Genomic DNA, 25,862 nt, shown 5'->3' on the forward strand with positions numbered 1-25,862 from the left:
CCCGGCCGGCGCCGTCAGTTCGCCTTGGCCACCAGCGCTTCGCGGCGCACGCAGGGCAGGATCACGATCGCTGCGGATGCCCGCTTCATCGCGGCATCCAGGGTGCCCGGACGCGGGGGGATCTGCTGCGGAAAGCGAAGGACCGTCGCCATTTCCATCAAAGCCTTCTGTGCCGTTGGCGTTACTTCGTTATAAAATCAAGACCTTATCCGAGCCTTGGAACTCGTCGCGGCGACCAGGAATGCGTTTCGCGCCGCCCCGGTCCCGGCGACGTCCCATGAAAGCGCCGGCAGGGTTAACAGCTTGCTAAGGCTTGCCCGATAACGTCGGCGCCAGTGTCATCGCTTTCGGACTCCGCATGTCGGACGCCAGCCCGCGCATCTTCCGCAATCTCGAACGCAGCGCCGGCCGCGACGGCTTCGACACGATCGTGCGCGCCGCCGTGGCGGCCTATGCCGCGCTGCGCCGCCCGACCGATCGGCAGTGCCGGGATTTCGGAGGCCTCGTCGGGCCGGTCTTCGCCAAGACGGATCGCGAGACCCGCCGCATCGTCGCCGCCTCGCTCGCCAATGCTCCCAAACTGCCGCAGGCCCTCGTCGAACGTCTGCTGGCCGAGCCGGTGGAGATCGCCGCGCCCTTTCTGCTCGGCAGTCCGCTTCTGACGGAAGCGGATCTCGCCCGCCTGCACGCCCGCAACGATCCGGCCCTGTCCCGCATCCTCGAGGCGCGGCGCCCGACGCCTGCTGCCGCCCGCCCGGAAGCCGCCGCGCCGCGTCGGCCGCCGGTCGCCCGGACGCCGACGACGGACGCGCCTCCGGTAAAAGGCGGCGTGTCGCGGCAGGCGGCACTCCTGTCGCTCGGCTCGGCCGAGACGAGCGAGCCCGTGCCGGCACCGAACGCGCCGGAACCGCAGTCGCCGGCGCCGCCGCGCAGCGCCGCTTCGACCCGGGAATGGCTCCGCCGTCAAGCGACCGGCCAGACGCGCCCCGCCGCCGAGCCCGCGCGGCCGGAACCGGACCTCACCGGCCTCGGCGATCTTGTCGCCCTCGCCTCGGTCGGGGATCGCGACGGCTTCGCCGCCGCGCTCGGCCGCCGCCTGCTGATCGACGCCGCGACGGTGGCCGAGATGCTGGACGACGCGAGCGGCGCGCACCTCGCCACGGCGCTGAAGGCCTGCGATTTCGGCACAGCGGATGCGATGACGGTGCTGATGACGCTGGCGCCGAAGCTCGGCACCGACGTCGCCGCCTTCAAGGAGATGCAGCGGCGCTACGAGGCGCTGGATGCCGAGGCCTCAGCCGCGCGCTTCGGCCTTCTCGCGCCGCCGGAAACGCGCGCCGCCGCGCCGGTGCCGCAATATGCCGCCGAAGCGCCGTCCATCCGCCGGCCGGGCGCGCGCGCCGCCTTCGGCCGCCGCAAGCCCGTCGCCATCGAGACCGGACGCCTGCGCAACGATCGCTGAGCGCTCAGCCGACGAGAGGCAGATAGTCGCCGGCGCGTTCCGTCTCGATCTCGATCACCCAGAAATCCGGGTCGAACCGCGCCTCCCGCGCGAAGCGCGCCTCGATCGCCGCTTCGTCCGCGATCGGCTCGGCGAGGAAGCGGCGCTCGCCGCCATCCTCGTCCGAGGCGAAGCTCTGCGGCGCCGGACCATAGAGCGTCACCGCCCCGTCCCGCGCCCGCGCGACGACGAAGATCGCGCCGGCCGCCTCGGCGCCCTTGCGCAGGATCGCCGCGAAGCCGCCATCCTTGAAGATCCGGCGGGTGAGCTGCGCGACGAAAAGCTCGGAGGTGATCCTCACTTGCGGGTGCCGAGCGCCTTCAGCCGCTTGGCCAGCGCCTCGTCGGGCACGCCGTTGACGTTCAGCCCCTGCGAGGCCTGGAAGGTGCGGATCGCGGCTTCCGTGCGCGCGCCCATGATGCCGTCCGCATCGAGCTCGGCCACCTTCGCCGCGCGCAACCCTTCCTGCACGCGCCTGACGAGGTCGCGCGACGGACCCGCCGGCACGGCGGCCGGTACGGCGGCGGCCGGCACCGGCGCGCGGCTGGCATCGTCGCTGCGCCCGGTCTCGAGGCTCGCGACGCGTTCCGTGCGCTGCGGCAGGCTGCCGGTCTCCTCGTCCGTCGGCCGCGCCGCCGCGCGCAGCGCCGCGAGAAGGCGCGGCGAGGCGTCGCCGTCGACCGCGAGGCCGTGATCGGTCTGGAAGGCGCGGATCGCGGCCGCCGTCGCCTTGCCGGGCCGCCCGTCCGGGGCCGCCGTGTAATAGCCGGCCTCGGCGAGCGCGTCCTGCACGTCCTTCACCAGCGGCACCGGCAGGCTCGGCAGGTCCACCGCCGCGTCGCCGGGCTGCGGCCGCGTCGCGAGCAGCGGGTGCGAATGGCGGCCGGACTGGCCGGTGAGCGCATTCGTCCCCACCCAGCCGGACAGGACCGCGAAGGCGAAGAGGCTCCCAGCGAGAACCGGGCGCGCGCGGACGGGCGCGACCAGCGCGCGAAGCGCGTGCCGCGACCCGCCGAGAAGGCGCTGGCCGAGGCTAGGCGGAGCGGCGCGTTTCGCCGGCCGCCGTGGGGAGATCGTCTGTACGGGCATGCTTCAGGGCTACAACTCGTTCCGTCGTGTCTTTCGTGGCTGTCGGCACCGCCGCCGTTCCGTCCCGCCGGATGCGGACGAGGACGCTTGTACCATATCCGAGCTCGCTGCGGATCGTCATCGAGCCGCCGTGGAGTTCCGCCAGCCCCTTCACCAGCGACAGGCCGAGACCCGTTCCGGTATGGCGGCGCGCGAGACCGGCCGAGCCTTGCACGAAAGGCTTGCCGAGGCGCGTCAGATCGGCGGGGGCGATGCCGGCGCCCGTGTCGCGCATCTCGATGTCGAGATAGGCTCCGTCGAAACGCGCCGCGAGCGTCACGCCGCCGGCATCGGTGAACTTCACCGCGTTCGACAGGAGGTTGAGCAGCATCTGGTAGACCGCCCGGCGGTCGGCGGTGACGAGCGCATCGCCGCAGGCGCTGTCGAGTTCGAGCGTCAGCCCCTTGCGCTCCGCCTCGTCGCGCATCGCCGCCAGCGCCTCGGCGAAGAGCGCGTCCACCGCGAAGCTCTCCATCATCAGCTCGTAGCGGCCGGCCTCGATCTTCGAGACGTCGAGCAGCCCGTTCACCACGCAGAGCAGATGCTCGCCCGACTGGCGGATCAGGCCGACATATTCCTTCTGGCGCGGCGTCTCCAGCTTGCCGAAGAATTCCTGGTCGAGAATGTCCGAGAAGCCGATGATGGCGTTGAGCGGCGTGCGCAGCTCGTGGCTGATCATCGCGAGGAAATTGCTCTTGGCCTCGGAAAGGCTGCGCGCCTCGTCGAGCTCGCGGCGCAGCGCGTCGGCGGCCAGCCGCTCGTCGGCGCTCGGCCGGACGACGACGAGGAGGATCGATGCGAGCCGGCCGGCGCCGTCGCGGATCGCGGTGAGTTCGAGCGCGATCTCGGAAAAAGCCGGGGCGTCCTCCGCCATGACGCGCACCGTGCAGGCGGCATGAGACGCGCCGGCCCGGATCTCGCCGAAGGCCGAGAGATAGCGGACACGATCGGCGACATGGACGCAGGCCATCAGGAAGGGATGGCGCGGATCGCGCGATTCACCGCCGAAGATCCGCGCGGCCCCCTCGCAGGCATGGATCAGCGTGCCGTCCGGCGAGAAGCGCAGCACCGCCTCGCCCAGCATCGTCTCGACGACGCGCCGCTCCATCGCCTCCGCCTCGGTGGCGCGACGTCGGCGCGCCTGGCGGGCACGAAACCGCAAGCCGTGGAGGCCGAGATAGAGAAGCGCCGCAGCGGCGCTCGCCAGCGCGACGGACGGCGGCACCTGGCCGCCGATCGGCAGCACCTGTTCCGCGCCGAGCACCAGACAAGCGGCGAAGCTCGCGATGCCGAGCGAGACGCGCGTCAGCGCGGCCCGGCCGGCGAGAAGACATTCGGCGGGGGCGACCGCGAGCAGCCAGAGAAGCGGCGAGCCGAGGCCGCCGGTGGCGAGCGAGGCGAGCGCGATCAGCATCGACAGCGCGGCGATCGCCGTGCCGAGCACCACCTCGAAGGCACCGGTCGCGGCGAGCACGGCGGCGAGGACGAGGCAGAGACTGGCGACGAGGGCGGGCAGCGCCACCAGCGCCATGGCCGCGCCGAAGAGCGCCGCCACCGGCAGCGCCAGCGCGATCGCGAGGCCGGCCCCGGTCAGCGCCAGGAGCAGCACGGCCTGTCGGCGCCGGGCGGTCCTGCCGCGAATGCGCGCGGCGACGATCGCCTCGAACCGGCCGATGGTCGCCGCCTCAAGCGTCTGGATGGGGAATATGCTCTCTCCCCTTCTGTCGCGCGCTCGACCCATCACTCACTCTTCGTCGCCGCCCGGCCCGATCGCGAGACGCGTGCCGGAGCATGGCCCTTTATGCCCCTCAACCCTTCAAGGAAGCCTTAAGCGGTGGTTGCGAAGCGGGGCGCGATCTTTGCGTCTCGCAAAGCATATCCACCGAAGCGATCCTGTCGGATGGGCCGGATTCATCCTGTTTTCGTCAAATTCAGCGTGAAGTTTGGCGAAGGGCCGCGCGCGCGGTAGATCAGTCCGCGCGGCCGCAGATTCGCGAACCGAAGGACCGGCAGGAACAGGTCGACGTGATCCGCTTCGTCATCAAATGCGCCCTCGGTCTCGGCCTCGTCGCGATGGTGCTGCCGCTCGGCCGGGCGACGGACGCCGCCGCGCCGGCGCTCGATCCCTTGCGCATGTTCGCCGGCATCCAAGAGGCCGCCGCCGATATCGGCAGCTTCTGCACGCGCGCCCCGGCGGCCTGCGCCGCCGCCCGCGATCTCGCGGCCTTCGCGGGCGATCGGATCGAGGCGGGCCTGCGCATCGGCTATCGCCTGATGGATGACGGCCTCGCATCGCGCGAGCCGGGTGCCGCCACACCGCAGAACTCGGCCGAGGCGGCGCGCGAGGCGGCGGCCGATCCGGCCGCGCTCCATCCCGAGATGCCCCTGCCCCAGCCCTATCAGCCGCCGCGCCATCCGGGCCCCGCCGCCACCGCTCTGCCAGAGAAGATAGGAGAGGCACGCCCCGCCGCCGTGCCGATCCCGACGCCGCGCGGCTGACGCGCGCCTCTCGAAGGCCTATATGACGGACATCGCGCCGGCCTCGCGCCGACGCTGGCGATGGATAGTCCGATGCAGAGCTTTGCCGATATCGAAGCGGATTTCGACCTTCTCGACGATTGGGAGGATCGCTACCGCTATCTGATCGAACTCGGCCGACAGCTGCCGCCGCTCGGCGCGGAGGAATGCAACGAGGCGACGAAGGTGCGCGGCTGCGTCAGCCAGGTCTGGCTGGTGAGCGAGACGGACGGCGCCGAGCCGCCGCATCTCCGCTTCCGGGGCGAGTCGGATGCCCATATCGTGCGCGGTCTCGTAGCCGTGGCGATCGCGCTCTTCTCGGGCAGGACTGCGGCGGAGATCGCGGAGATCGACGCGGAAGCCGCCTTCGGCCGGCTCGGCCTGAAGGAGCATCTGACCCCGCAGCGCTCCAACGGGCTGAAATCCATGGTCGCGCGCATCAAGGCCGATGCGCGCGAGGCCGTAGCGGCCTGAGACACTATAAAGACGACGGTCCCTTCGGCTTGGCGTCGGGGGCCGCCCAGCGGCGGATGCGGCTGTTGCCGGCTTCGGCCTGCCGCTCGAAGCCGTAATGGCGCGCCAGCGCGCCGAGCGCCGCCTTCAGGAGAAGCTTCGCCGAGCGCGCCGGCCAGCGCCTTTCGCGCTCCACCAGTTCGAGCCCCTTCAGGAAGCAGCAGATATCGAGAAGGATGTCGGCGAGCTCCGGGCCGACGGCATGAAGCGCGGCATCGACCCGGCGCCGCGCGTCGAGCGCCGAGAGGGCCAGATCCCCTGCCCCGCCCGCCATGCCCTTTCCGGCGCGCGGCGTACCGTCCCAGCGCTGCGTCACCGAGGGCATCAGCCCGCCGCGGGTGAAATCGGCGCGCAGCCGTTCCCCCGCCATCGCCTCCGCCGGCGCCAGAAAAGGCTGGCCGTCCGGGCCGCGCCGCGTCGCCAGCCGCGCCAGCGGCGATTCGTTCTCGTTGAAGCCGGGCGTCGCGTTCATTCGGGCTTGGTCTCGTCGAGGAGGGTCAGACAGCTGGCGGCCAGGGCTTCCAGCCGCTCCAGGCAATGATCGAAGGGCGGATCGTCGCGTCGGTCCTCCACCCGCCGGATGGCATGGCCGACACTGGTGCGATCGCGGCCGAATTCCTGCGCGATGACGACGAGCGGGATCTGAAACACCACATTCGCCAGATACATGGCGGCATGCCGCGCCTCGCAGCTCGCGGCCGCCGCGCGATTCGGCCGCTCGATCTCGACCAGCGGCACGTCGAAGAAGGCGCTCGCGATCTGCCGGGCCAGACGGCACAGGAGCCTGGCCCGGCGGAATCCATTCTGCAAAGGCGGGGTTGCGTCCCGCATCGGCACTTGTTCCCTATTTGTTCTAGTCGTCGGTTCGGGCATCATGGATCTCGCGCCGCATGGCAGACCCCGACTCCTACACCCGCCACACGATAGTAGGATAACTTTCCTATATCTGCAGCGTTTCAATCCCCAGCATTGATGGGCATGCGCCTTGAAAATGCAGGCCCGGCTCGCCGCTCGCGCCCTGTCCGTCGCGCTCGCGGATGTTCCCGCCCGGATGGCCGCCGCCATGCTCGCAGGCGTTTCGCATTCGGAGCCTGTCCATGCCACTGACGCAACCGCGCCGCGCCATCACCGGCTTTCGCCTGGAGCCGATCGGCGGTGCCGCCTGTCGATTCCTACTCCTGACGCTCGGCGTGACCTGGAGCGAGGCGGAAGCCCTGACCGAGGCGCCCTCTTCCGCGACCCTGCCCGCCGCCCTGCGCCAGCGCTGCGCCGAGCGGCTCGGGCGCGAGCGCCAGCGCCTCGCCCGGCTGGCGCGAGTGGGAAGTCCGGCCTACGATCTCAACCGGCATCTCGCCGTCCATGCGGCGGCGCGCTGGCTCGGCGCGCTGCGAACGGGCGGCGCTCCGGCCGCGCCTCAGGCGGTGAGCAGCGAGGTGTCGAGGGCGGGCGCGTTCGAGGCGCCGCGATCGAGCGAGAATTGCATCATGAAGCGCGGCAGGTCGGACAGCGGCATCGGCCGGGCGAAATAGTAGCCCTGCATCTCGACGCAGGATTCGGCGAGAAGCGTTTCCATCTGCCGCCGCGTCTCGACGCCCTCCGCCATGACCGACAGGCCCATCGCCTTCGAGAGCCCGATGATCGCGCGCACGATCATCAGGTTCTCGCGTTTGGCGAGGTCGCGCACGAAGGACTGGTCGATCTTCACCTTGTCGAAGGGGAAGCGGTTCAGATAGCCGAGCGAGGAATAGCCGGTGCCGAAATCGTCCATCGAGATGCGCACGCCGAGCCGGCGAAGCTCGGTCAGGGTGGCGAGCACCTGTTCGGAATCCTGCAGGAACACGCCTTCCGTCACTTCGAGCTGCAGCCGGTAGGGCTCGAAGCCCGTCCGCCGCAGGATCGCGGCGACCTGGGCGAAGAGATCGTCGTTCTTGAACTGGATCGGCGAGAGATTGACCGAGACGATGAGGCTCTTCGGCCAGTTGGCGGCATGCTGGCAGGCGGTTTCCAGCACCCAGAGGCCGATCGGATCGATGAGGCCCGATTCTTCCGCCAGCGGCACGAACTCGCTCGGCGAGACGAGGCCGTGCTCGGGATGGCGCCAGCGCAAGAGCGCCTCGAAGCCGGCGATCGTGTGCATCGGCACGTCGATGAAGGGCTGGTAGAACAGCTCGAACTCGCCATTCTCCAAACCCTTGGACAGGTCGATCAGCATCTGGCGGCGGCGCTGGCTTTCCCGCTCCATCGCCGGCTCGAAATAGCGGAAGCGGTTGCGCCCGGTCTCGCGCGCGGCGGCGAGCGCCAGTTCCGCCTGGAGGATCAGCGCGTCCGCCGAGGCGGGCATTCCCTCCGGCGCCAGCGCCGGGGCGATGCCGATCGAGGCGCCGACCGAGATCTTGCGCCCTTCGATCTCGAAGGGAATGGCGAAGACGCCGAGAATCGCGGCGGCGAGCACGCTCATGTCCTCGCCGCGCTCCAGCGCCGTGCGCGCGATGGCGAAGTCGTCGCCGCCGATGCGGGCGACGAGGTCGCCGGCGCCGGCCAGTTCGCAAAGGCGGTCTGCCACCGATTTGAGGAGCGCGTCGCCGATCGGGTGGCCGAAGACCTCGTTGACGCTCCGGAAGCCGTCGATGTCGAGCACGAGAAGGCCGAGGCGGCTCGCGTCGCCGCCCTCCCGGATCGCCTCGAGGAGATGCTTCGTCAGCGCCACGCGATTGACGAGCCCCGTCATGCCGTCGTGATTGGTGACATGGTCGATGCGGGCCGCCGCGAGATGGCCGTCGGTCACGTCGTCCACGGCGATGATGCGCCCGCCGTCGGGCGCCGTGCGGCGGCTGATTGCGAGCACCCGTCCATCCGCCGTCTGATGGGTGAAGGGCGCGGTCTCGCCGAGATCGCCGAGCACCTCCCGGAGTTCGGGCAGCTGAGCGAGCGAGCCGAAGCTCGCGCCCGCATGGATCTCGTAGCCGACGATCTCCAGGAAATGCTGGTTGACGATGGTCACCCGCTTCTGCCGGTCGAACATGCAGAGGCCCTGCGACACGCTCTCGACCGTCGTCTGCAGCTTGCCGTTCTGCGAGGAGCGCTCAGCGTCGAGATGGCTGGCCTGGGTGGCGACGGTGCGCTCGAACCGGTCGAAGCGATCGGCGAGCGTGTTCTGCATGCTGGCGAGCGCGGTGAGAAGGTCGCTCGCCTCGCCGGTGCCGGCCTGGTCGATGCGCGTCGAGAGATCGCCCTTGGCGATGGAGCGGATCACGTCGGAGGCCCGCCGCAGGGTGGGCACGATGGTGCGCGACAGGAACCAGGAGACGAGGCCGAGGAGCACGAGAGCGGCTCCGATCAGCACCCGCGTCTGGGTGATCGAACTGTGCACGATGGCGCCGACATCGCCCTTGACGCCGTAGGCATCGGCGGCGAAGACGCGCACGGCCGCGTCGATCTCGTCCTGGGCCTGCGACAATTCGCTGCGCACGAAGCGCAGCGTCGTCGCCTCGCCCGAGATCGGCAGCTTGCCGAGCCGCACCCGCGCCGCGTCGACGATGTCGCGCCCGTTGGCCGAGATCGAGCCCATGCTGGCGAGTTGCAGATCGGCCTCGATGGTCGCGACGCGGTTGGTCAGCCGTTCGGTGGCCTGCGCGTCCAGCGCCACGCCCTCGCCGTCCTGCTCCGCCAGCTTCTGGGTGTCGAAGGCGACGGCGATCAGCGCCGTCTGGGCCGAACGCAAGGCATTGGTGGAGACGAGCGCATTGTCGTAGAGGCTCGCCGCGAGATCGCCGACCTCGCGCTGAGAGGATTGCGAAAGCAGACCGATCAGGAGCGTCAGCGTCGAGAGGCAGAAGCAGCCCAGAAAGATCTTGATACGGATCGACATCAGGTCGCCTGCCGGTTGTCTTGCCGCTTCGGACAGTTCCAAAGCTTGGACGAGGGGCATCCAAACCGAAAAACTTCAATTTTTTCTTCAAATCGCCGCATATGCGGCAAAGTCGCGACGGCTCCCTATCTCCCCGCCCCGTCGCGAGCCGGTGCCGGAGGCTCGCCATTCGGGGAAGAGCGGGCGCATATGGCGGAACACGGTTCGACCAAAGTCATCTATGCCGCCCTTGCCGGCAATCTCGGCATCGCCGCCGCCAAGTTCGCCGCCGCGCTTTGGACCGGCTCCTCCGCCATGCTCAGCGAGGCGATCCATTCGCTGGTCGATACCTGCAACCAGGGCCTCCTGCTCACCGGCACGAAGCGGGCCGCCCGTCCGCCGACGCCGGCCCATCCCTTCGGTCACGGCATCGAGATCTACTTCTGGGCCTTCGTCGTCGCGCTGATGATCTTCGCGCTCGGCGGCGCCTTCTCGATCTACGAAGGCATCGCCAAGCTTTCCGCGCCCGAGCCGATCGAGAATGTCTCGATCAGCTTCGCCGTCCTCGGCATCGCCGTCTGTCTGGAGGGCTATTCCTTCTCGGTCGCCTGGCGGGAACTGCGCGCCGTCCATCCCGACCGCCCGGCGCTGGAAGCGGTGCGGCGCAGCAAGGATCCGAGCGTCTTCTCGGTGCTCTGCGAGGACGCCGCCGCGCTCGCCGGGCTTCTCGTCGCCTTCTGCGGCGTGGCGCTGTCGCATTTCGCCGGCCTGCCGGTCTTCGACGCCGTCGCCTCGATTCTCATCGGCCTCCTTCTCGTCGCCGTCGCCGCCTTCCTGGCGCGCGAGACGCTGAGCCTCATCACCGGGGAGAGCGCCTCGCGCGAGGTCCTGGCGGATGTGCGCCGCGTCCTGTCGTCGGATCGACGCATCGTCGAGATACAGGAGGTGCTGACCATGCAGCTCGGCCCCGGCGAGATCCTGCTCGGCGTCTCGCTCGACCTCGACGATCGCCTGTCCGGGGCGGAGATCGAACGGACCCTGCGCGACGTGACGAAAGCCCTGTCCGAAACCCGGCCCGAGATCACCCGCGTCTTCGTGCGCCCCGTCTTCCGCGCGGACGCGCCGGGGGCAGAGAATGCCGGGGGCGCCGTCGCCGAGGCGGGTTGATGAACGCAGGCGACGCATTTACGACGCAATCCCATTGTCATCCCCGGGGGCCCTTCGGTCGCCTCCGCCGGGGCGACGCCCGGTCAAACTCGCACGACGGAAAGTGAAACGATGTCGGTCAGCGCACCGCGCCGTGGCGATGTCGCCCAGGAACGCGATGAGTCCGCGGCGGAAGGCTGGTTCCAGCGCAACCGCGTGCTCGTCAATCTCGTGGCGATGCTCTTCGTCCTCGTCGTCGTCGGCATCGCCATCTCGCGGCTGACGGAGGAGGTCCGCTACGACGAGATCGTCGAGGCCTGGACGGGCACGAGCTGGTGGACGCTCGGGCTCGCGGCGCTTCTGACGCTGGCGAGCTTCCTCGCCCTCACCTTCTACGATTTCGGCGCCCTCGCCTATATCGGCCATCGCCTGCCCTTCCCGGCCGTCGCCGTCACCGCCTTCTGCGCCTATGCCGTTGGCAACACGGCGGGCTTCGGGCCGCTCAGCGGCGGGGCGATCCGCTACCGCGCCTATTCGCGCATGGGGCTGGCGCCGGAAGAGATCGCGAAGGTCATCGCCTTCGTCACGCTCGCCTTCGGCCTCGGCCTCGCCGGGGTCGGCGCGCTGGCGCTCCTCTTCATCGCCGATCAGGTGGCGCCGCTCATCCGCGTCGAGGCGCCGCTCCTGCGGCTCATCGGCTTCGCGATCCTCGCCCTTCTCGTCGGCCTGCCCTTCGCCGGGCGGATCGGCGGCGAATCGCGCTTCGGCCGCCTGTCGCGCTTCGCGCTGCGCCTGCCGAAGCCCCGCGCCGTCGGGCTGCAATTCGTCGTCACGGCGCTCGACGTCGCCGCCTCGGCCGGCGTCCTCTATGTGCTGCTGCCGCCGACGGAGATCGGCTATCCGGCCTTTCTCGCCGTCTATGCGGTGGCGGTGGCGCTCGGCGTCCTCAGCCACGTGCCGGCGGGTCTCGGCGTCTTCGAAACGGTGATCATCGCCGCGCTCGGCCAGCGGATCGAGGTCGACCAGGTGCTCGGCGCCCTCGTCCTCTACCGCATCGTCTACCATCTCGTGCCGCTCGTCCTCGCGACGCTCTGCGTCAGCGTGATCGAGCTTCAGCACGCCGCGACGACGCCGCTCGGCCGCAGCATCCGCAGCGCCGGCGGGCGCATCTCGCCGCTGCTTCTCGCCACGCTCTCCTTCACCCTCGGCGCGATGCTGATCTTCTCCAGCGTCACGCCGACGCCCGACGACACGCTGCAATATCTCGCCTCCTTCATGCCGCTGCCGGTGGTGGAAGGCGCGCATTTCATCGTCAGCCTCATCGGCCTCCTGATGCTCGTCGTCTCGCGTGGCCTGGCGCAGCGCCTCGACGGCGCCTGGTGGGCGGCGCTGGTCGCGGCCGGGGCGGCCCTCCTCCTGTCCATCGTCAAGGCGGTAGCCCTCTTCGAGGCCGCCTTCCTGATCTTCTTCGTCTTCACCCTCTTCGCCACGCGGCGCGAGTTCACCCGCTCCGCCTCGCTGCTGCGGCAGGCGCTGACGCCGTCCTGGCTCCTCGCCATCGCCACGATCGTCATCGGCGCGATCGTCGTCCTCTTCTTCGTCTATCGCGACGTCGACTATTCGAACCGGCTCTGGTGGGAATTCGAATTCTCGTCCGAGGCGCCGCGCTCGCTGCGCGCGACGCTCGGCGTCACGATCCTCGCGATCTGCGTCGCGGTCTGGAGCCTGCTCCGCCCCGCCGTCGCGCGGCCCGTGCCGCCGACGGCGCAGTCGCTGGACCATGCCGTCGCCATCGTCGAGGCGCAGGACAGCGCCGACGGCAATCTCGTGCGCATGGGCGACAAGAACATCCTCGCCTCGCCGGACGGTCGCGGCTTCATCATGTATGCCAAGCAGAACCGGTCCTTCGTCGCGCTGTTCGATCCGGTCGGCCCGCGCGACTGCTGGCAGGAGCTGATCTGGCGCTTCATCGAGATGGCCCGCACCGAAGGCTGCCGCGCGGTCTTCTATCAGGTCTCGCCGGAAGGCCTGTCCTTCTACGCCGATGCCGGGCTCCAGGCCTACAAGCTCGGCGAGCTCGCCATCGTCGACCTCGCCGATTTCCATCTCACCGGCGGCAAGCGGGCCAATCTGCGCCAGTCGGTGACGCGCGGCGCCCGCGACGGGCTGGTCTTCGAATATGTCCCGCCCGAGGGAACGGCGGCGATCATGGACGAGCTCGAAGGCGTCTCCGACGCCTGGCTCGACCATCACAACACGCGCGAGAAGGGCTTCTCGCTCGGCGGCTTCGATCGGGCCTATATCGCCTCGCAGCCCGTCGCGCTGCTGCGCGTCGAGGAGCGCATCGTCGCCTTCGCCAACGTGCTCGTCACCGGCACGAAGCGGGAAGGCTCGATCGACCTCATGCGCTTCTCGCCCGACGCGCCGAAGGGCGCGATGGACTTCCTGTTCATCAAGCTGATCGAGCATCTGAAGGCCGAGGGCTTCGAGACCTTCAATCTCGGCATGGCGCCCTTGTCGGGCATGTCGGAGCGGCAGATCGCGCCGATCTGGAACCGCGTCGGCCGCACCGTCTTCGAGCATGGCGAGCGCTTCTACAATTTCCGGGGCCTGCGCGCCTTCAAGGCGAAGTTCCATCCGAGCTGGCAGCCCCGCTACATCGCCGTCTCGGGCGGCATCAATCCGGTGCTCGCGCTGATGGATGCGACCTTCCTCATCGGTGGCGGCCTCAAGGGAGTGCTGACGAAATGAAATTGCAGCCCTTCGCGGCCGCCGCCTTCGTCGCGGCCGCGCTCGCCGGCACCGGACCGGGCGTCGTCGGCTTCGCCCATGCGCAGAACGCCCCCGCCGCGCCGCAGCAGCCGACCACCGCGGCACCCGCCGCACCGGCTCCCGCTGCGCCCACCGCTCCGGCGCCGGCCTCCTCCGACGACGACGAGGAGGATCCGGGCTTCCGCATGGACGTGACGCTGCCGAGCGGCGCCAAGGCGACCGTCAATACCGGCATGATTCCCTCGCCGAAGATCCTCTTCCCGAAGGACGGCACGATCGCCGCCGCGGTCGTCCTCCTGTCCGACGAGGACGGCTGGGGCGAGGCCGAGGACCAGCTCGCCAACGATCTCCTCGAACAGGATGCGATCGTCGTCGGCGTCGACCTGCCGCGCTATCTCGCTGAGCTGGAAAAGACCAAGGACGAGTGCGTCTACACGATCTCCGACATCGAGCAGCTGAACCAGCAGCTGCAGCGGGCGGTCAGCGACAACAGCCTGCGCCTGCCCATCGTCGCGGGCGTCGGCGCCGGCGGCTCGCTGGCGCTCGCCATGCTGTCGCAGACGCCGGACAACACGATCCAGGCGACGGTCGCCGTCGATCCCGACGGCGGAATCACGCTCAAGAAGGATCTCTGCACCGACGCCAATCGCGAGGATCGCAACGGCAAGGCGCTCTACGGTCTGGAGGACCGGCCCCTGCCCGATCCGACGACGGTGATCTTCACGCCCGGCGCCACCGATGCCGGCCGCAACCGCGCGGCGGCGCTGTCGGAGCAGGCGCAGGGCATCGAGATCGAGGATACGGACAACGACGATCCGCAGTCGCAGCTCGGCCTTGCCATCGGCGATCTCATCGACAAGTCCAAGGATGTCGATCCCGACACGATGGGCCTGCCGCTGACCATTCTCGACGCCAAGCCGACGCGGGACACGATGGCCGTCATCTATTCGGGCGACGGCGGCTGGCGCGATATCGACAAGAGCGTCGGCGACATCTTCCAGAAGGACGGTCTGCCGACGGTCGGCGTCGATGCCCTGCGCTATTTCTGGAAGAAACAGACGCCAGACCAGACCGCCGCCGATCTTTCCAGGATCATCGACCGCTTCCGCAAGCGCTGGGGCGTCAGCAAGGTGCTGCTCGTCGGCTATTCCTTCGGGGCCGACATCCTGCCGACCACCTTCAACCATCTGCCGCCGGAACAGCAGAAGGACGTGGCGATGCTCTCGCTCCTCGCCTTCTCGTCGACGGGCGATTTCCAGATCTCGGTGTCGGGCTGGCTCGGGGTCGGCAAAGCGGGCGACACGGACGGCGTCAAGGATGCCGAGAAGATCGACCCGAAGCTCATCCAATGCGTCTACGGCACGGAGGACGAGGACGATGCCTGCAAGTTCCTGAAGGACCGCGGCGTCGAACTCGTCGGCATCGAGGGCGGCCATCATTTCGACGAGGACTATCCGGCGCTCGCCAACAAGATCCTCGCCGCGCTCGACCGGCGGCTGAAGCCGGAATCGGCCTCGAAATAATCCCGGATGGGGCAAGGGCGCCGCGTGCTTCGCGGCGCCCTTGCGTCGGTCACTTGTCCTTCGGATCGTGGCTGTGGTGGCGGTCCTGCTCGCCGCCGCCGCCGGAAATGCGGCTGTCCGGCCCGTTGGTCGGCTCGCCCGGCCGGGGGCCGCGCCCCGCCGTCGGGTCCGGCCGGTCGGGCCGCTGATGGCTGCTGCCGGGGCCGCCGTGATGGCGGTCGGCGGACTGGCTCTTCGACGAAGTCGACATGATCATCGGTCCTGCTGATATCCCTGATGCGTCGTGTTGACGTGGGAATTGCCCTGCTGCCCCTGCTTGTCGGGATTGCCGGCTCCCTTCGACGCCGCCGCGCCGAGATCGGCCCGCACTTCGCCGCCGGGGCCCTTGGGGCTGCGGTTGTCGCTGGGCACGGGAGGCGCCTTCGCGCTCATGAGATCCTCCATCGCTTGATATGAAAGGGGAATCACGCAAACGGCCCTCGGTTCCCGCCTCATCGCGACCGCGTCCCTGGCGCGTCCCCGCCCCTCCTCTATCTGCGCACTGCATCGGCCCGCGCGCGCGGGGCATGGCAGGAAACGGACCGGCGCCTTGGATATCGTCACCTCGCAGAAGCTTCGGACGGCCCTGCCGCTCTTCAACGCGCTGGCGATCAGCCTCCTGATCCTCGCCGTCGGCACGATCCTCTATCTCGGGCGCGAGATCTTCGTGCCCTTCGCCCTGGCGATCCTCCTGTCCTTCTCGCTGGCGCCGATCGTCAACATGCTGCTCTTCCTGCGCGTGCCGCAGGGGCTCGCCATCGCCGGCGCGGTGCTCACCGCCCTCGTCGCCATCGGCCTCGTCGGTTTCGTGATCCTCAACCAGCTTTCCGCGCTGGCGACGGAACTGCCGACCTACCAGACGACGATGCAGAAGAAGATCGAGGGCCTCGCCTCCTCCACCGACAGCCAGCGCGGCCCCTTCGGCAATCTCGTCGTCATGCTGAACGAGATGCGGGAGAATGTCGTCAATATCGGCGAGGCGCACCGGGAAACGGCGGCGCGGGAAGCCGCGCCGGAGCCGACCGTCGTGCGGCTGGAGGAGAATTCCAGCCCCTTCGCCACGGTCGGCACGGTCGTCTCGCCGCTGCTCCACCCGCTGGCGACGGTCGGCATCGTCTTCATCTTCGCCATGTTCATCCTCGCCCAGCGCGAGGACCTGCGCAATCGCTTCATCCGCCTCGCCGGCACGGACGACCTCCAGCAGACGACGGCGGCGATCGACGACGCGGCGCGACGGCTCGGCAAGCTGCTGCTCACGCAGCTCGCGGTGAATACCTGCTTCGGCCTCGTGATCAGTCTCGGCCTGCTCGTCATCGGCGTGCCGAGCCCGTTCCTGTGGGGCATCCTCGCCGGCATCCTGCGCTTCGTGCCCTATGTCGGCGCGGTGATCGGCGGCTCGCTGCCGCTGGTCCTCGCCTTCGCGGTCGATCCCGGCTGGTCGATGGCGATCTGGACGGTGGTCCTGTTCCTCGCCGTCGAGCCCATCCTCGGCCATGTCATCGAGCCCCTGCTCTACGGCCATTCGAGCGGGCTCTCGCCGATCGCCGTCATTCTCGCGGCGGCGATCTGGGCGCTGATCTGGGGGCCGGTCGGCCTCATCCTCGCGACGCCGCTCACCATCTGCCTCGTAGTGATGGGCCGCTACGTGCCGCGCCTCAAGGTGATCGACATCATGCTCGGCGACCGGCCGGCCTTATCGCCCTCGCAGATCTTCTACCAGCGCATGCTCGGCGGCGCGACGCGCGAGGCGGCGAGCCAGGCGCGCGACTTCCTCAAGGAACGCGCCCTCGCCACCTATTACGACGAGATCGCGCTGGAAGGCCTGCGCCTCGCCCACGAGGACGTCGCGCGCTTCGCCGTCCAAGGCGAGCGCCTCGAAACTCTCCGGCGCTCGACGCTCGGCCTCGTCGCGACGCTCGACGCGATCGACAGCCCGCTGCCGAAGGGCGGCTCGCTCCGGCCGGAAGCGGCGGCGGCGGTCGATGCGGTCGGCCCGGATTCGATGCCGGCCCGCATCGTCCGCCATCGCAACGAGCTGGCGCCGGAATGGCGCGGCGAAATCCCCGTGGTCTGCGTCGCCGGCAACAATCCGCTCGATCTGCCGATCGCCGCGATGCTCGCCCAGGTCCTCACCAAGCACGGGCTGAAATCCGACGTGACGACGGTCCAGGACCTGGCGGATTCCCTGCCGCAGCAGGATCGCGTCGCCAGCACCGCCCTCGTCTGCCTCTGCTTCGTCGAGCCCCTGTCGACGCTCCATCTGCGCCACATGGCGCGGCAGGTCCATCGCAAGGCGCCGCATGCCCATGTGATGATCGGCATCTGGCGCCAGCGCGACCCGCAGATGGTGGCGACGCTCCAGCAGAAGCTGCATGTCAGCGGCGTCGTGACCTCGCTCACCGAGGCGCTGGCGGCGGTGCTGAACCTTTCCGGCACCAAGCGGCTGCCGGCGACCGCGCCCGCTCTTTCGATGCAAAAGGCCGGCGCGCTGGTCGAGAGCACGCCGGCCGAATGAGATGAGGTGACGGTTCGGAGTCGCCCCGTCGGTCTTAGCCGACGGGCGCGGCCTCCTCGGGAACCAGCGCGTCGATCTGCGACAGGAGCTTGGCGAAATCGAGGGGCTTGGCGTGATAGTCGTCGCATCCCGCCGCGATCGTCTTCTCGCGGTCGCCGGACATGGCATGGGCCGTCAGCGCGATGATCGGCATGCGCGGGATCGAGGAATCGGCGCGGATGGTGCGCGCCGCCGTCCAGCCGTCGAGCACCGGCAGGTTCATGTCGAGAAGGATCAGGTCCGGTTGCGCCACCTTCGCCTTTTCGACCCCGTCCTGGCCGTCGAAGGCCAGAACCACGTCGAAGCCGCGACGTTTCAGGCGGCGGGACAGGAAGTCCCAGATTTCCTCGTGGTCCTCGACCAGCAAGATCCGCCTCATCCGACGTGCTCCGATTCGATGTTGCCGACGGCGTCGCGTTTCGGCTCGCCGTCACCCCTGCCGAGCGTAACGCGTAACTGAGCAATAAGGTCCTTCATGCCGACGCGCGCCTTGTTCAGCACCTTGTCGGCCTGGCCCTGGAGCGCGCGCCAGTCCTCCCGGTCCATATCCTTCGAGGTGAGGACGATCACCGGCACGTCGGCCCAGTCGGGATTGGCGCGGAACTCGCGCAGGAAGTCGAAGCCGTCCATCACCGGCATCATTAGGTCGAGCAGCACGAGGCCCGGCTTGCGCTCCCGCGCCCGTTCGAGCCCTTCCCGCCCGTTCGCGGCGGTGCGCATCTCGAAGCCGGCGCGGCCGAGCATCGCCACGGCCCGCTCCAGCGCGTCCTCGTCGTCGTCGATCGCCAGGATCTCCACCGGTTCGGCCAGACTCAGCCGGTCGACGACGCCGCGCAGCTTGTCCCATTCGACCGGCTTGATGAGATAGTCGGCGGCGCCGAGCGAATAGCCGAGATGATGCTCGTCGATCACCGTCACCATCACGACAGGAATCGACTGCAGGTCCGGGTCGCTCTTCAGGCTGCGCAGCACGGCCCAGCCGTCCATGCGCGGCATGGTCACGTCGAGAAGGATGATCGAGGGCCGGAGATCGCGCGCGAACTGCAGCCCGCTGAGACCGTCGGCCGCCGTCTGCACCGCGAAACCCTCGCGCGCGAGGAAGCGGGTCATCAGGTCGCGGGCCGACTGATCGTCGTCGATCACCAGGACCAGCTTCGCCCCTTCCGCCGGCTCGGGGCCGGGTTGCGCCGGCGCGGCCGCCTCCTCTTCCGTCGCCGCGACATCGAGCTCCGCCGGGATCAGGATGGTGAAGCACGAGCCCTTGCCCTCCTCGCTCGCCACGCTGATGTCGCCGCCGAGCATGCGGCAGAAGGAGCGCGTGATGGCGAGGCCGAGCCCCGTGCCGCCGAAGCGCCGGGTGGTCGAGGCATCGACCTGCGTGAAGCGTTCGAACAGCTTCTGCGTCTGTTCGAGCGACATGCCGATGCCCGTGTCGCTGACGGCGAAGGACAGCCAGTCGCGCCCGTCGCGCAGCGATCGCCGGGCGACGAGCCGGATCGTTCCCTTCTCGGTGAATTTCGCCGCGTTGCTGAAGAGGTTGATCAGGCACTGGCGCAGCTTCACCTGGTCGGTATGCATGGAACCGAGCGCGCCGTCCGCCTCGATCTCCAACCGGTTCTCCTTCTTCTCGATCAGCGAGCCGACCGTCGAGGCGACATCGGCGATCATCTCCGAGACGTCGAAGCTCTCGGGAAACACCTCCATCCGATCGGCCTCGATCTTCGACAGGTCGAGTACGTCGTTGATGAGGCTGAGGAGATGGCGGGCATTGCCCTTGATCTTGCGCAGGTCGCCGAGAAGGCTCGCCTCGCCGAGCTCCTCGACCTCCTCCTCCAGCATTTCCGTATAGCCGATCACGGCGCTGAGCGGCGTGCGAAGCTCATGGCTCATATTGGCGAGGAACTGGCTCTTGGCCCGATTGGCGTTTTCCGCCGCGTCGCGCGCCGCCGCGAGTTCCTCCTCGAAGGCCCGCTGGCGCGTCACGTCGGTATTGGTGCCGAACCAGCGGAAGACCCGGCCGGTATCGTCGCGGATCGGCAGGGCCTGCGACAGGAACCAGCGATAGCTGCCATCGGCGGCCCGCAAGGGAAAGGTGTCCTCCCACACCTCCCCGATCTGCAAGGCCTTCTGGAAATCGGCGACGACGCGCGCCTCGTGATCGGGATGGTGCACCTTGCGCCAGCCGAGGCCCTGCATCTCCTGAAGCGTCGTGCCGGTGAAGTCGAACCAGCGCTTGTTGTACCAGGAGATGTGGCCCGTATCGTCGGCGATCCAGGCCATCTGCGGGATCGAGTCGGCGATCATGCGGAAGCGCGCCTCGCTGTCGCGCGTGCGGCGCTGGGCGTCGATCGCCTCGGTCTGGTCGGTGGCGACGAGACCGGCGCCGTGATCGATCGACTTGTCGCCGCGCCGGGTGAGGAACAGCGGGAAGATGCTGACCGCGAGGATGCGCTCGCGCTCGCCCCCGGTCGGCAGCAGCACCTCGACATTGGTGGTGCCGGCCCGGCCGTCGATCACCGCCCGCAGCGGCTGCTCCAGATTGCGTCGGAGGTCGGGATAGGCCTCGAAGAGGTTCTGGCCGACAAGGGCGTTGGCATCGCCGCCCACCATGCCGGCGAAGAGTGGATTGGCGCGCTTCAGCCGCCCTTCGGCATCGACGAAGGCGAGGCCGACCGGCGCGTTGTCGAGCACCCGCGACAGGAGTTGCGCCGTGCGGCGGCCGTCGCGATGGCGCCAGAAGGCGAGCCAGGCAAGCGCGAGGCCGACAAGGACGGCGATGGTGAACGCGATCGCCGCGATGCCGCCGCTGCGCCGGTCGGCGGCCTCGGCGATGCCGATCCGCTTGCGGGCGCCGTCCTGCGCCTCGCCGATATCGGCGCGGAAGACATCCATATTGGCCTTGCCGCGACCGCTGCGCACCACCGTCGCCGCCGGCTCGAAGCCCTCGTCGCGGCGCACGCGGATCACCTCCTCGATGAACTCGATCTCGGTCCGGGCCGAGGCCTCGATCCGTTCGAGGATCGCCGGATCGGCGGCCGTCCTGCCCCAGTCGTCGCGCAGCTGCGCGAGGGAGGGCTCGATCTGCGGCCGTGCGGCGCGGTAAGGCTCTAAAAAATCCTCGAGGCCCGTCAGCACGAAGCCGCGCTCGCTCGTCTCGATCGTGGTCAGGCCGGCGAGGAGCCGCTCGGTGGAATTGAGCAGCGCCGTATCCGCGTCGATGTCGCGGGCGCGCTCGCTCGTGCCGATCCAGGCCCAGGCATAGGCGGCGAGCGCCAGCACGAGAAGGATCCCGGCGACGATGAACGGCCAGCTTCCGTGCCGTCCCTGCGGGTTCTCCGAAATCGCTGCGCTCACGTCCGCTCCCGCTTTCCGCGTCGGAGGGACGGCCGGCGCGCCAAGCGATCCGCCCACCCTTCCGGCTCCGTGACCGGATGTCACGGCAGGACAGGCAAGATCGGCCGGTTCCAAGGTTTTTCCAGTCCGTGACCCATGATCTCTCATCGGAAAAGCCGCGCCCACGGCCAAGCCGCCTTCCGTCACACGAGCGTCGAAGGCGTTGGAACCATTGGCCTTCGCGGATGTTTTCCGCCCAACAATTCATTGAGCGGATGGACGCCATGCATTTTCGGGAAACCCGTATCGAACGAGCCGAGCGCCGCGTGCGCGAAGCGGAAGCCAATGTCGAACGTCAGAAGGCGCGCCTCGCCGCGGTCGAGGCGCGGGGCGACCGCTCCGCGCATCGCAGCGCGCGCGAGGTGCTGCAATCCTTCAAGGATGCGTTGCAGGCGATGAAGCTGCGCCTGCGCGAGGCGCGGCGCCGGCACGACCGCCCGGACGACGGGTTGCCCTCCTCGGCGGCCTGACCGACCCGACCCGCTCGATCGATCCCATACCCCTTCGCCCCATTGGGCGAAGGGGTTTTTTCATGTCCGGTTCATCCAAGACATGGCCTTGTCGCTTCCGCGCCTCGACGGTCGGCGCGGAAGCGGAGCGACATCGGTTTGCGTGTCGGATGCGATTTGAGATGGAGCCGAAACGGAAAGGCGGGCGTTCTCCCGCCCGCGTTCGATCTGGCACGGCTATTGCAGGCCTTTCCCCCAAAAAGAACACAGAACCGGGGAAACGACCGATGATCGATCATCTCGGGACACATGACCTCGAGAGACGTGCCGAAAGGAAACAGCGGCTCGTGAAGATTCTCGTTCTGGGAATCGCGATGGGTGTCGGCAGCGCCATCCTGCTCCTTTGGGCGGGATTTCTGCTCTGGTGCGCGGCGAAGTTCGCGCTCTGGCTCTTTTCATATATGTGATCGGGCGGGAGATGGGGATGGAGTCTCGGAGACGGATCATGGGCTTTTGGCTCCTCGCATTGCCCGACGGGAGGAGTTCCAAGGGCCGGCCGCGTCGAGTCGTCGCGGCGTGAGGCACGGCCGGCGGGGCATTTTCAGCCCATGGCGAATAGCGCGCCGGCGCGCGAGCAGGAGACGCGCCGGACGAGTGTCATGCGAATGTCGTCAATCAGGCGTTAAGGATGCCCGCGCATATCAGGCGCGCAGTACGACGAGGGCGCCCAGCCAGATGATCGTGCTTGCCATGAATGCGGTGATCATACCGGCGGCTGGGCTTGGCGCCAGCATCGGGGCGATCGACTTCTTATAATACGGGATATGCTGCACTGCGGAGCCCTCCCAAGCTCTTGAACGTGACGTTACAGCATTCTGGCGCGATGACTACGGGCGCCGGCGATTTTTCGTTCGCTTCGATAACCAGTATCGCGGAGACACCCTAAAGCCGCGTTTCTATGGCGGACCTTTCTCCCGGACCGACATCGTTAGCAACACAATCAAATTTGATCATCATTCGCCACTCGGCAAGATGGTCCGCGCCGCGTCCGTCAAAATTTCTCGGTCGGGCAAGACGGCGAGTGATCGAAGCTTCGGCCGGCGCGCCGCCGATTCCCGATGGCAACAGTTGCCGGTTTTCTGTCGGCTCCGGGTTGGCAAGGTCGGCGCCCTGCCGCACAAGGTCGGCGACAGGCATTCATGAAATGTGGACGATCGGATGTATTATCGAGTGACGGCCTGCCTGATGGCGGCTTTCCTGACGGGCTGCGTCGGTGCCTCGGAAACCGCGACGGGCGGACGGAACCAGCTCTTCGGCTATCCCGCGACCCCCGTCACGCCCGAGTCGGTGGTGACGCAGGCGCCGCTTCCGGCGCCGCAGCCGCGCGAGGCCGAGCGCGGCATCGCGGCGCGGCGCGCGGTACCCGTCACGACCGCTTCGACCGCTTCAACCGCTTCGACCGCTTCGGCCGAACCGATTTCGGTGAGCGCGGCTTCGTCCATCTATGACGACAGCAAGGATCCGGCCGTCACCGCCGTGCTCCTGCCGAAGGGCTCAGAGCGAACCGTCGCGGAGGTCTATCGCCGGGGTCGCGACGGCAAGATCGTCCTCCCCGCCCCTGCCTCGATCCCGATCATCGAGACCACCTCGTCCCACAACGTGCTGATGGAAGGCGCGCGGTCCGACTCGGCCGTCCAGGCCAGCGAGGCGACGACGACGACGGCCTCCATCGAGACCGGCTCGCCGCTGCCGGAGCCGCAATCGAGGTAGCGGCGACGGCGGCACCGGCTCGGATCGGCCGGCGCTAAAAGTTCACTGCGCTCCTTAAATACTCACTGGTCTTTTAACTCTAGACGTTGGATTCTGGCGAAGCGATTCTCCCGTCGCTTTGTCCGGATTCCGACGCCGATGCCCCGCCGCTCAAACCCGACATTCCTCGACGACACCCGGAAGATGGCCTTCGCCGCCGAGTACCGGGACGGCACGACGCTCCAGGACCTCGGCACGCGGTTTCGCCTGACGGCCCGAGGCGTGCGGCAGCTCGTGGACGAACTCGGCCTGCCCCGGCGGCAGTCGCTGCGGGCCGGCCGGCGGCATCTGGAAATCGGCGAAGGCGAACACGCCTTGATCGTCGGCGCCTATCGGGACGGCGCCTCGATCGCCGCCCTGCGCGACCGCTTCGAACTGCCGCTGTCGCAGCTCTACGAGATTCTGCGCCGACATGGCGTCGCCCTGCGCCGACGCGTTCCGTCGACGATCGACCAGATCGCGGACGAGATCCAGTTGCAGGCGACCGAGCTGTTCCGCGACGAGCGCCTGACCGCCGAACGGATCGCCGACCGACTTGGCCTCACCGTCTACCAGGTCCGCGCGATCCTGAAGCGGCGCCTCGAAAGCCGGCGCGCGACCCAGCTGCACGGCGCGGCCGGCGAGGCCTTGAAGGCGCGTCTGGCGGAGCTCTACCGTGATCCGAGCCTGTCGATCGGCGCGATCGCGTTCACATTGGATGTCAGTCCGTCCACCGTGACGCGCCTCGTGCGGCAATTGCGGATTCCACAGCGCGGCAAGGGCAGCGGACGCCGCCTGGCGATGGCGAAGCCGGCGGACGCGCTGGCCGATGCCGCGCGGCGACTGAGCCCGGCGGAATTCAACCAGTCAGGCAGACAGGACGAGCGCAACGTCGCCTGAACAGGTCGGATCGGCGAAAACAGAAAGGCGGCCGCCACCAGCGCGCCGCCTTTTCGCGTTTGGGACACACCCTTGCGGGCGATGCGACCACTGCTAAGGCGGCAAGTCGCGGCCTGCAGCGATCGGCATCTTCGCAGAACAGCCGCAAACGAACGCAGCCCCTACAAACGAAGAAGCCCGGCATCGCTGCCGGGCTTCCGATGGTCATCCGATCGAAGGATCGATCAGAAGGTGCGCTTGAACTCGACGAAGCCGCGGGTCTGGCTGAGATTGTCGCCGACCGGGATGTCGAGATTGACGTAGGACACGCCACCGAGAACCGAGAAGTTCTTGGTGACCTGGTAGCCGAGGTCGCCTTCGACCGCCCAGTAGTTGACCGAGCCGGTGCTGTCCGAAACGGCCGTGCCGTTATAGGTCGAGGCCTTGGTCGGGGCAGCGGTATAGTAGTCGTACTTCAGATCGAAGGTCTGACCATAGGCGCCCGACACGGCCGCGAAGACCTTGCCGATCGTCTGCTGGTAGCCGGCACCCACCTGCCACTCGCTCGGCAGGGCAAAGCCCGAACCGGTCGAAACGATCAGGCCCGTCGTCGGATCGACGACGCGGCCGAAGTTGTTCGAGCCACCGTTCGAGAAGGTGAAGACGTCGCCGACCACCGCGTATTGCGACGGATCGAAGGCGTAGTGACCCTCGACCTTCAGGATCGAGTCGGCGGCGACGAGGTTGTCGAGCTGCACGCCAGCCTTGAGGGCGAAGGTCCCGTCCTTGGCGTCGTTGTTGTACTCGTTGGTGAAGAGCTTGTAGTTGCCGTAGGTGTTGCCCGCACCGGCGCCGAAGTAGTTGACCGACTGGTCGCCATAGGCGTCCTCGTCATAGACGCCGATCAGGTAGGCGCCACCGAAGCCGCCCTTGTAGGCGAGCTTGGCGAGAACGTCCGGGATGAAGTCGCCCGAACCGTCGTCTTCCACCGACAGCGTGCCGGAGAAGCCGTTATAGGCCGCCGTGTAGGAGATGCGGTTCTGGCTGATACCGCCGGCCGCCCAGTCGGTGTCGGTGAGGAGACCTTCGGAGATGCCGCCGTCATCCGCCGACCAGACCGAGTCGAGGTAACCGATCGTCAGACCGCCGAGCTGGAGATAGGCGAACTTGGCGGCATAGGTCGCGCCGTCGGTGCTGGACGAGGTGCCGTTCAAAGACGAGTTGTTGGTCGCGGCGGGCGCGTTGGTCGCCTCGACGCGGAACTTGGCGCGCAGCGTGCCGAGCTCGGTCTCCTCGCGGGCGTCGAAGTCGAGGCGGGCGCGGGTGCGGGTGCCGACATTGTAGTTGTAGCCGACCTTGTTGGCATCGGTCGGGCCATTGCCGTCGATGTCCGCGTTGTACTGGTGGTCGTTGCCCTGAACGCGCATGCGGACATAGCCGCCGATCTTCAGGCAGGTTTCGGTGCCGGGGATGTAGAAGAAGCCGGTGCCGTAGACGTCGCAGACGCGGACATATTCGACCGGTTCCGGCTCGACCTGCGTCACGGGGGCGTCGGCGGCGCGGGCGCCGGAAACCGCGACCAGGGCCGCGGCGGAGCCAAGGAGAAGGCTCTTGATGTTCATTTCCTGACCTCCAGTCAGATTGCGAAGGTAGGGGGGGCTTTTTGTCGGAAGGTCAGCCTTCCCTACCCGTTCCCCTGGTTCGAAAGCCCAGGCTCGCCCGGGGACTTCCGGTTCGCAAAATTACGGAGCCGGCAAAATAGCGCAATAGCTCACTGAATTTTATCAGGACAGGATGTCACAGTTGTTGCGCC

25 protein-coding genes are annotated in these 25,862 nt (G+C 68.4%); 12 read left to right on the plus strand and 13 right to left on the minus strand.

The window, feature by feature from the left end; translation table 11 throughout:
* Positions 1-14: 14 nt before the first annotated feature.
* Positions 15-158, minus strand: coding sequence for a hypothetical protein (locus IEY14_RS05410; protein WP_188907144.1), 144 nt, complete (start codon positions 156-158; stop codon positions 15-17).
* 200 nt (positions 159-358) lie between these two features.
* Here IEY14_RS05410 and IEY14_RS05415 point away from each other — a divergent pair, with 200 nt between their 5' ends.
* Complete coding sequence (locus IEY14_RS05415) at positions 359-1,462, plus strand: hypothetical protein (protein ID WP_188907145.1); 1,104 nt, start codon at positions 359-361, stop codon at positions 1,460-1,462.
* 4 nt (positions 1,463-1,466) lie between these two features.
* Here the strand turns inward: IEY14_RS05415 and IEY14_RS05420 are convergent, their stop codons facing one another.
* From IEY14_RS05420 to IEY14_RS05430, 3 genes are read right to left on the minus strand one after another with little or no spacing between them, the layout of a single operon-like run.
* Positions 1,467-1,802: a DUF1491 family protein gene (locus IEY14_RS05420; RefSeq protein ID WP_188907146.1), complete on the minus strand. Its 336-nt coding sequence runs from the start codon at positions 1,800-1,802 to the stop codon at positions 1,467-1,469.
* On the minus strand, positions 1,799-2,590 hold the full coding sequence (locus IEY14_RS05425; protein WP_188907147.1) for a peptidoglycan-binding domain-containing protein: 792 nt from the start codon (positions 2,588-2,590) through the stop codon (positions 1,799-1,801). Before IEY14_RS05425 ends, IEY14_RS05420 begins: the two co-directional genes overlap by 4 nt.
* A complete protein-coding gene (locus IEY14_RS05430) occupies positions 2,535-4,370 on the minus strand; it encodes a sensor histidine kinase (RefSeq protein WP_188907148.1) in 1,836 nt (611 codons plus the stop codon). The genes IEY14_RS05425 and IEY14_RS05430 overlap by 56 nt, the downstream gene beginning before the upstream one ends.
* Before the next feature lie 284 nt (positions 4,371-4,654).
* Between IEY14_RS05430 and IEY14_RS05435 the strand changes: the two genes are divergently transcribed.
* Both IEY14_RS05435 and IEY14_RS05440 read left to right on the plus strand, forming a co-directional pair.
* Entirely contained in the window at positions 4,655-5,128 is a 474-nt protein-coding gene (locus IEY14_RS05435) for a DUF5330 domain-containing protein (protein WP_188907149.1), read from the plus strand.
* Positions 5,129-5,200: 72 nt separating this feature from the next.
* Positions 5,201-5,620, plus strand: coding sequence for a SufE family protein (locus IEY14_RS05440; protein WP_188907150.1), 420 nt, complete (start codon positions 5,201-5,203; stop codon positions 5,618-5,620).
* Positions 5,621-5,624: 4 nt separating this feature from the next.
* On the opposite strand, the gene IEY14_RS05445 is transcribed toward IEY14_RS05440, so the two are convergent.
* Entirely contained in the window at positions 5,625-6,131 is a 507-nt protein-coding gene (locus IEY14_RS05445; protein ID WP_244639299.1) for a DUF6456 domain-containing protein, read from the minus strand.
* On the minus strand, positions 6,128-6,490 hold the full coding sequence (locus IEY14_RS05450; RefSeq protein WP_188907152.1) for a helix-turn-helix domain-containing protein: 363 nt from the start codon (positions 6,488-6,490) through the stop codon (positions 6,128-6,130). Before IEY14_RS05450 ends, IEY14_RS05445 begins: the two co-directional genes overlap by 4 nt.
* Positions 6,491-6,756: 266 nt before the next feature.
* Here IEY14_RS05450 and IEY14_RS05455 point away from each other — a divergent pair, with 266 nt between their 5' ends.
* A complete protein-coding gene (locus tag IEY14_RS05455; RefSeq protein WP_188907153.1) occupies positions 6,757-7,188 on the plus strand; it encodes a hypothetical protein in 432 nt (143 codons plus the stop codon).
* Here the strand turns inward: IEY14_RS05455 and IEY14_RS05460 are convergent.
* Positions 7,074-9,527: a putative bifunctional diguanylate cyclase/phosphodiesterase gene (locus tag IEY14_RS05460; protein ID WP_188907154.1), complete on the minus strand. Its 2,454-nt coding sequence runs from the start codon at positions 9,525-9,527 to the stop codon at positions 7,074-7,076. The two genes, IEY14_RS05455 and IEY14_RS05460, sit on opposite strands and share 115 nt — an antisense overlap.
* Positions 9,528-9,716: 189 nt before the next feature.
* On the opposite strand from IEY14_RS05460, the gene IEY14_RS05465 reads away from it, so the two are divergent.
* The 3 genes from IEY14_RS05465 to IEY14_RS05475 all read left to right on the plus strand — a co-directional run bounded on the left by IEY14_RS05465 (position 9,717) and on the right by IEY14_RS05475 (position 14,947).
* Entirely contained in the window at positions 9,717-10,673 is a 957-nt protein-coding gene (locus tag IEY14_RS05465) for a cation diffusion facilitator family transporter (RefSeq protein ID WP_188907155.1), read from the plus strand.
* A 111-nt stretch (positions 10,674-10,784) separates the two neighbouring features.
* Positions 10,785-13,403: a bifunctional lysylphosphatidylglycerol flippase/synthetase MprF gene (mprF, locus tag IEY14_RS05470; protein ID WP_188907156.1), complete on the plus strand. Its 2,619-nt coding sequence runs from the start codon at positions 10,785-10,787 to the stop codon at positions 13,401-13,403.
* Positions 13,400-14,947: a virulence factor family protein gene (locus tag IEY14_RS05475; RefSeq protein WP_188907157.1), complete on the plus strand. Its 1,548-nt coding sequence runs from the start codon at positions 13,400-13,402 to the stop codon at positions 14,945-14,947. Before mprF ends, IEY14_RS05475 begins: the two co-directional genes overlap by 4 nt.
* A gap of 49 nt (positions 14,948-14,996) precedes the next feature.
* Here the strand turns inward: IEY14_RS05475 and IEY14_RS05480 are convergent, their stop codons facing one another.
* On the minus strand, positions 14,997-15,197 hold the full coding sequence (locus tag IEY14_RS05480) for a hypothetical protein (protein ID WP_188907158.1): 201 nt from the start codon (positions 15,195-15,197) through the stop codon (positions 14,997-14,999).
* A gap of 2 nt (positions 15,198-15,199) precedes the next feature.
* Positions 15,200-15,379 carry a hypothetical protein gene (locus IEY14_RS05485; protein ID WP_188907159.1) on the minus strand — a complete coding sequence of 60 codons (180 nt, stop codon included), beginning with the start codon at positions 15,377-15,379 and terminating at the stop codon, positions 15,200-15,202.
* Between the two features lie 157 nt (positions 15,380-15,536).
* On the opposite strand from IEY14_RS05485, the gene IEY14_RS05490 reads away from it, so the two are divergent.
* Complete coding sequence (locus tag IEY14_RS05490) at positions 15,537-17,501, plus strand: AI-2E family transporter (protein WP_188907160.1); 1,965 nt, start codon at positions 15,537-15,539, stop codon at positions 17,499-17,501.
* Positions 17,502-17,535: 34 nt separating this feature from the next.
* Here the strand turns inward: IEY14_RS05490 and IEY14_RS05495 are convergent, their stop codons facing one another.
* Positions 17,536-17,919, minus strand: coding sequence for a response regulator (locus IEY14_RS05495; protein WP_188907161.1), 384 nt, complete (start codon positions 17,917-17,919; stop codon positions 17,536-17,538).
* Complete coding sequence (locus IEY14_RS05500) at positions 17,916-20,894, minus strand: response regulator (protein WP_188907162.1); 2,979 nt, start codon at positions 20,892-20,894, stop codon at positions 17,916-17,918. The genes IEY14_RS05495 and IEY14_RS05500 overlap by 4 nt, the downstream gene beginning before the upstream one ends.
* 263 nt (positions 20,895-21,157) lie before the next feature.
* Here IEY14_RS05500 and IEY14_RS05505 point away from each other — a divergent pair, with 263 nt between their 5' ends.
* Both IEY14_RS05505 and IEY14_RS05510 read left to right on the plus strand, forming a co-directional pair.
* A complete protein-coding gene (locus tag IEY14_RS05505) occupies positions 21,158-21,403 on the plus strand; it encodes a hypothetical protein (RefSeq protein ID WP_188907163.1) in 246 nt (81 codons plus the stop codon).
* Between the two features lie 266 nt (positions 21,404-21,669).
* Positions 21,670-21,849, plus strand: coding sequence for a hypothetical protein (locus IEY14_RS05510; RefSeq protein ID WP_188907164.1), 180 nt, complete (start codon positions 21,670-21,672; stop codon positions 21,847-21,849).
* 234 nt (positions 21,850-22,083) lie between these two features.
* On the opposite strand, the gene IEY14_RS26105 is transcribed toward IEY14_RS05510, so the two are convergent.
* Positions 22,084-22,215 carry a hypothetical protein gene (locus tag IEY14_RS26105; RefSeq protein WP_280515018.1) on the minus strand — a complete coding sequence of 44 codons (132 nt, stop codon included), beginning with the start codon at positions 22,213-22,215 and terminating at the stop codon, positions 22,084-22,086.
* 385 nt (positions 22,216-22,600) lie between these two features.
* Between IEY14_RS26105 and IEY14_RS05515 the strand changes: the two genes are divergently transcribed.
* Together IEY14_RS05515 and IEY14_RS05520 are read left to right on the plus strand one after the other, a co-directional pair.
* A complete protein-coding gene (locus IEY14_RS05515; RefSeq protein ID WP_188907165.1) occupies positions 22,601-23,152 on the plus strand; it encodes a hypothetical protein in 552 nt (183 codons plus the stop codon).
* A 138-nt stretch (positions 23,153-23,290) separates the two neighbouring features.
* Positions 23,291-24,070 carry a hypothetical protein gene (locus tag IEY14_RS05520; protein WP_188907166.1) on the plus strand — a complete coding sequence of 260 codons (780 nt, stop codon included), beginning with the start codon at positions 23,291-23,293 and terminating at the stop codon, positions 24,068-24,070.
* Positions 24,071-24,294: 224 nt separating this feature from the next.
* Here the strand turns inward: IEY14_RS05520 and IEY14_RS05525 are convergent, their stop codons facing one another.
* Entirely contained in the window at positions 24,295-25,671 is a 1,377-nt protein-coding gene (locus tag IEY14_RS05525; RefSeq protein ID WP_188907167.1) for a porin, read from the minus strand.
* Between the last annotated feature and the right edge of the window lie 191 nt (positions 25,672-25,862).

Origin of the sequence: Aureimonas endophytica, assembly GCF_014642635.1 — a bacterium.
Lineage (GTDB): Bacteria > Pseudomonadota > Alphaproteobacteria > Rhizobiales > Rhizobiaceae > Plantimonas > Plantimonas endophytica.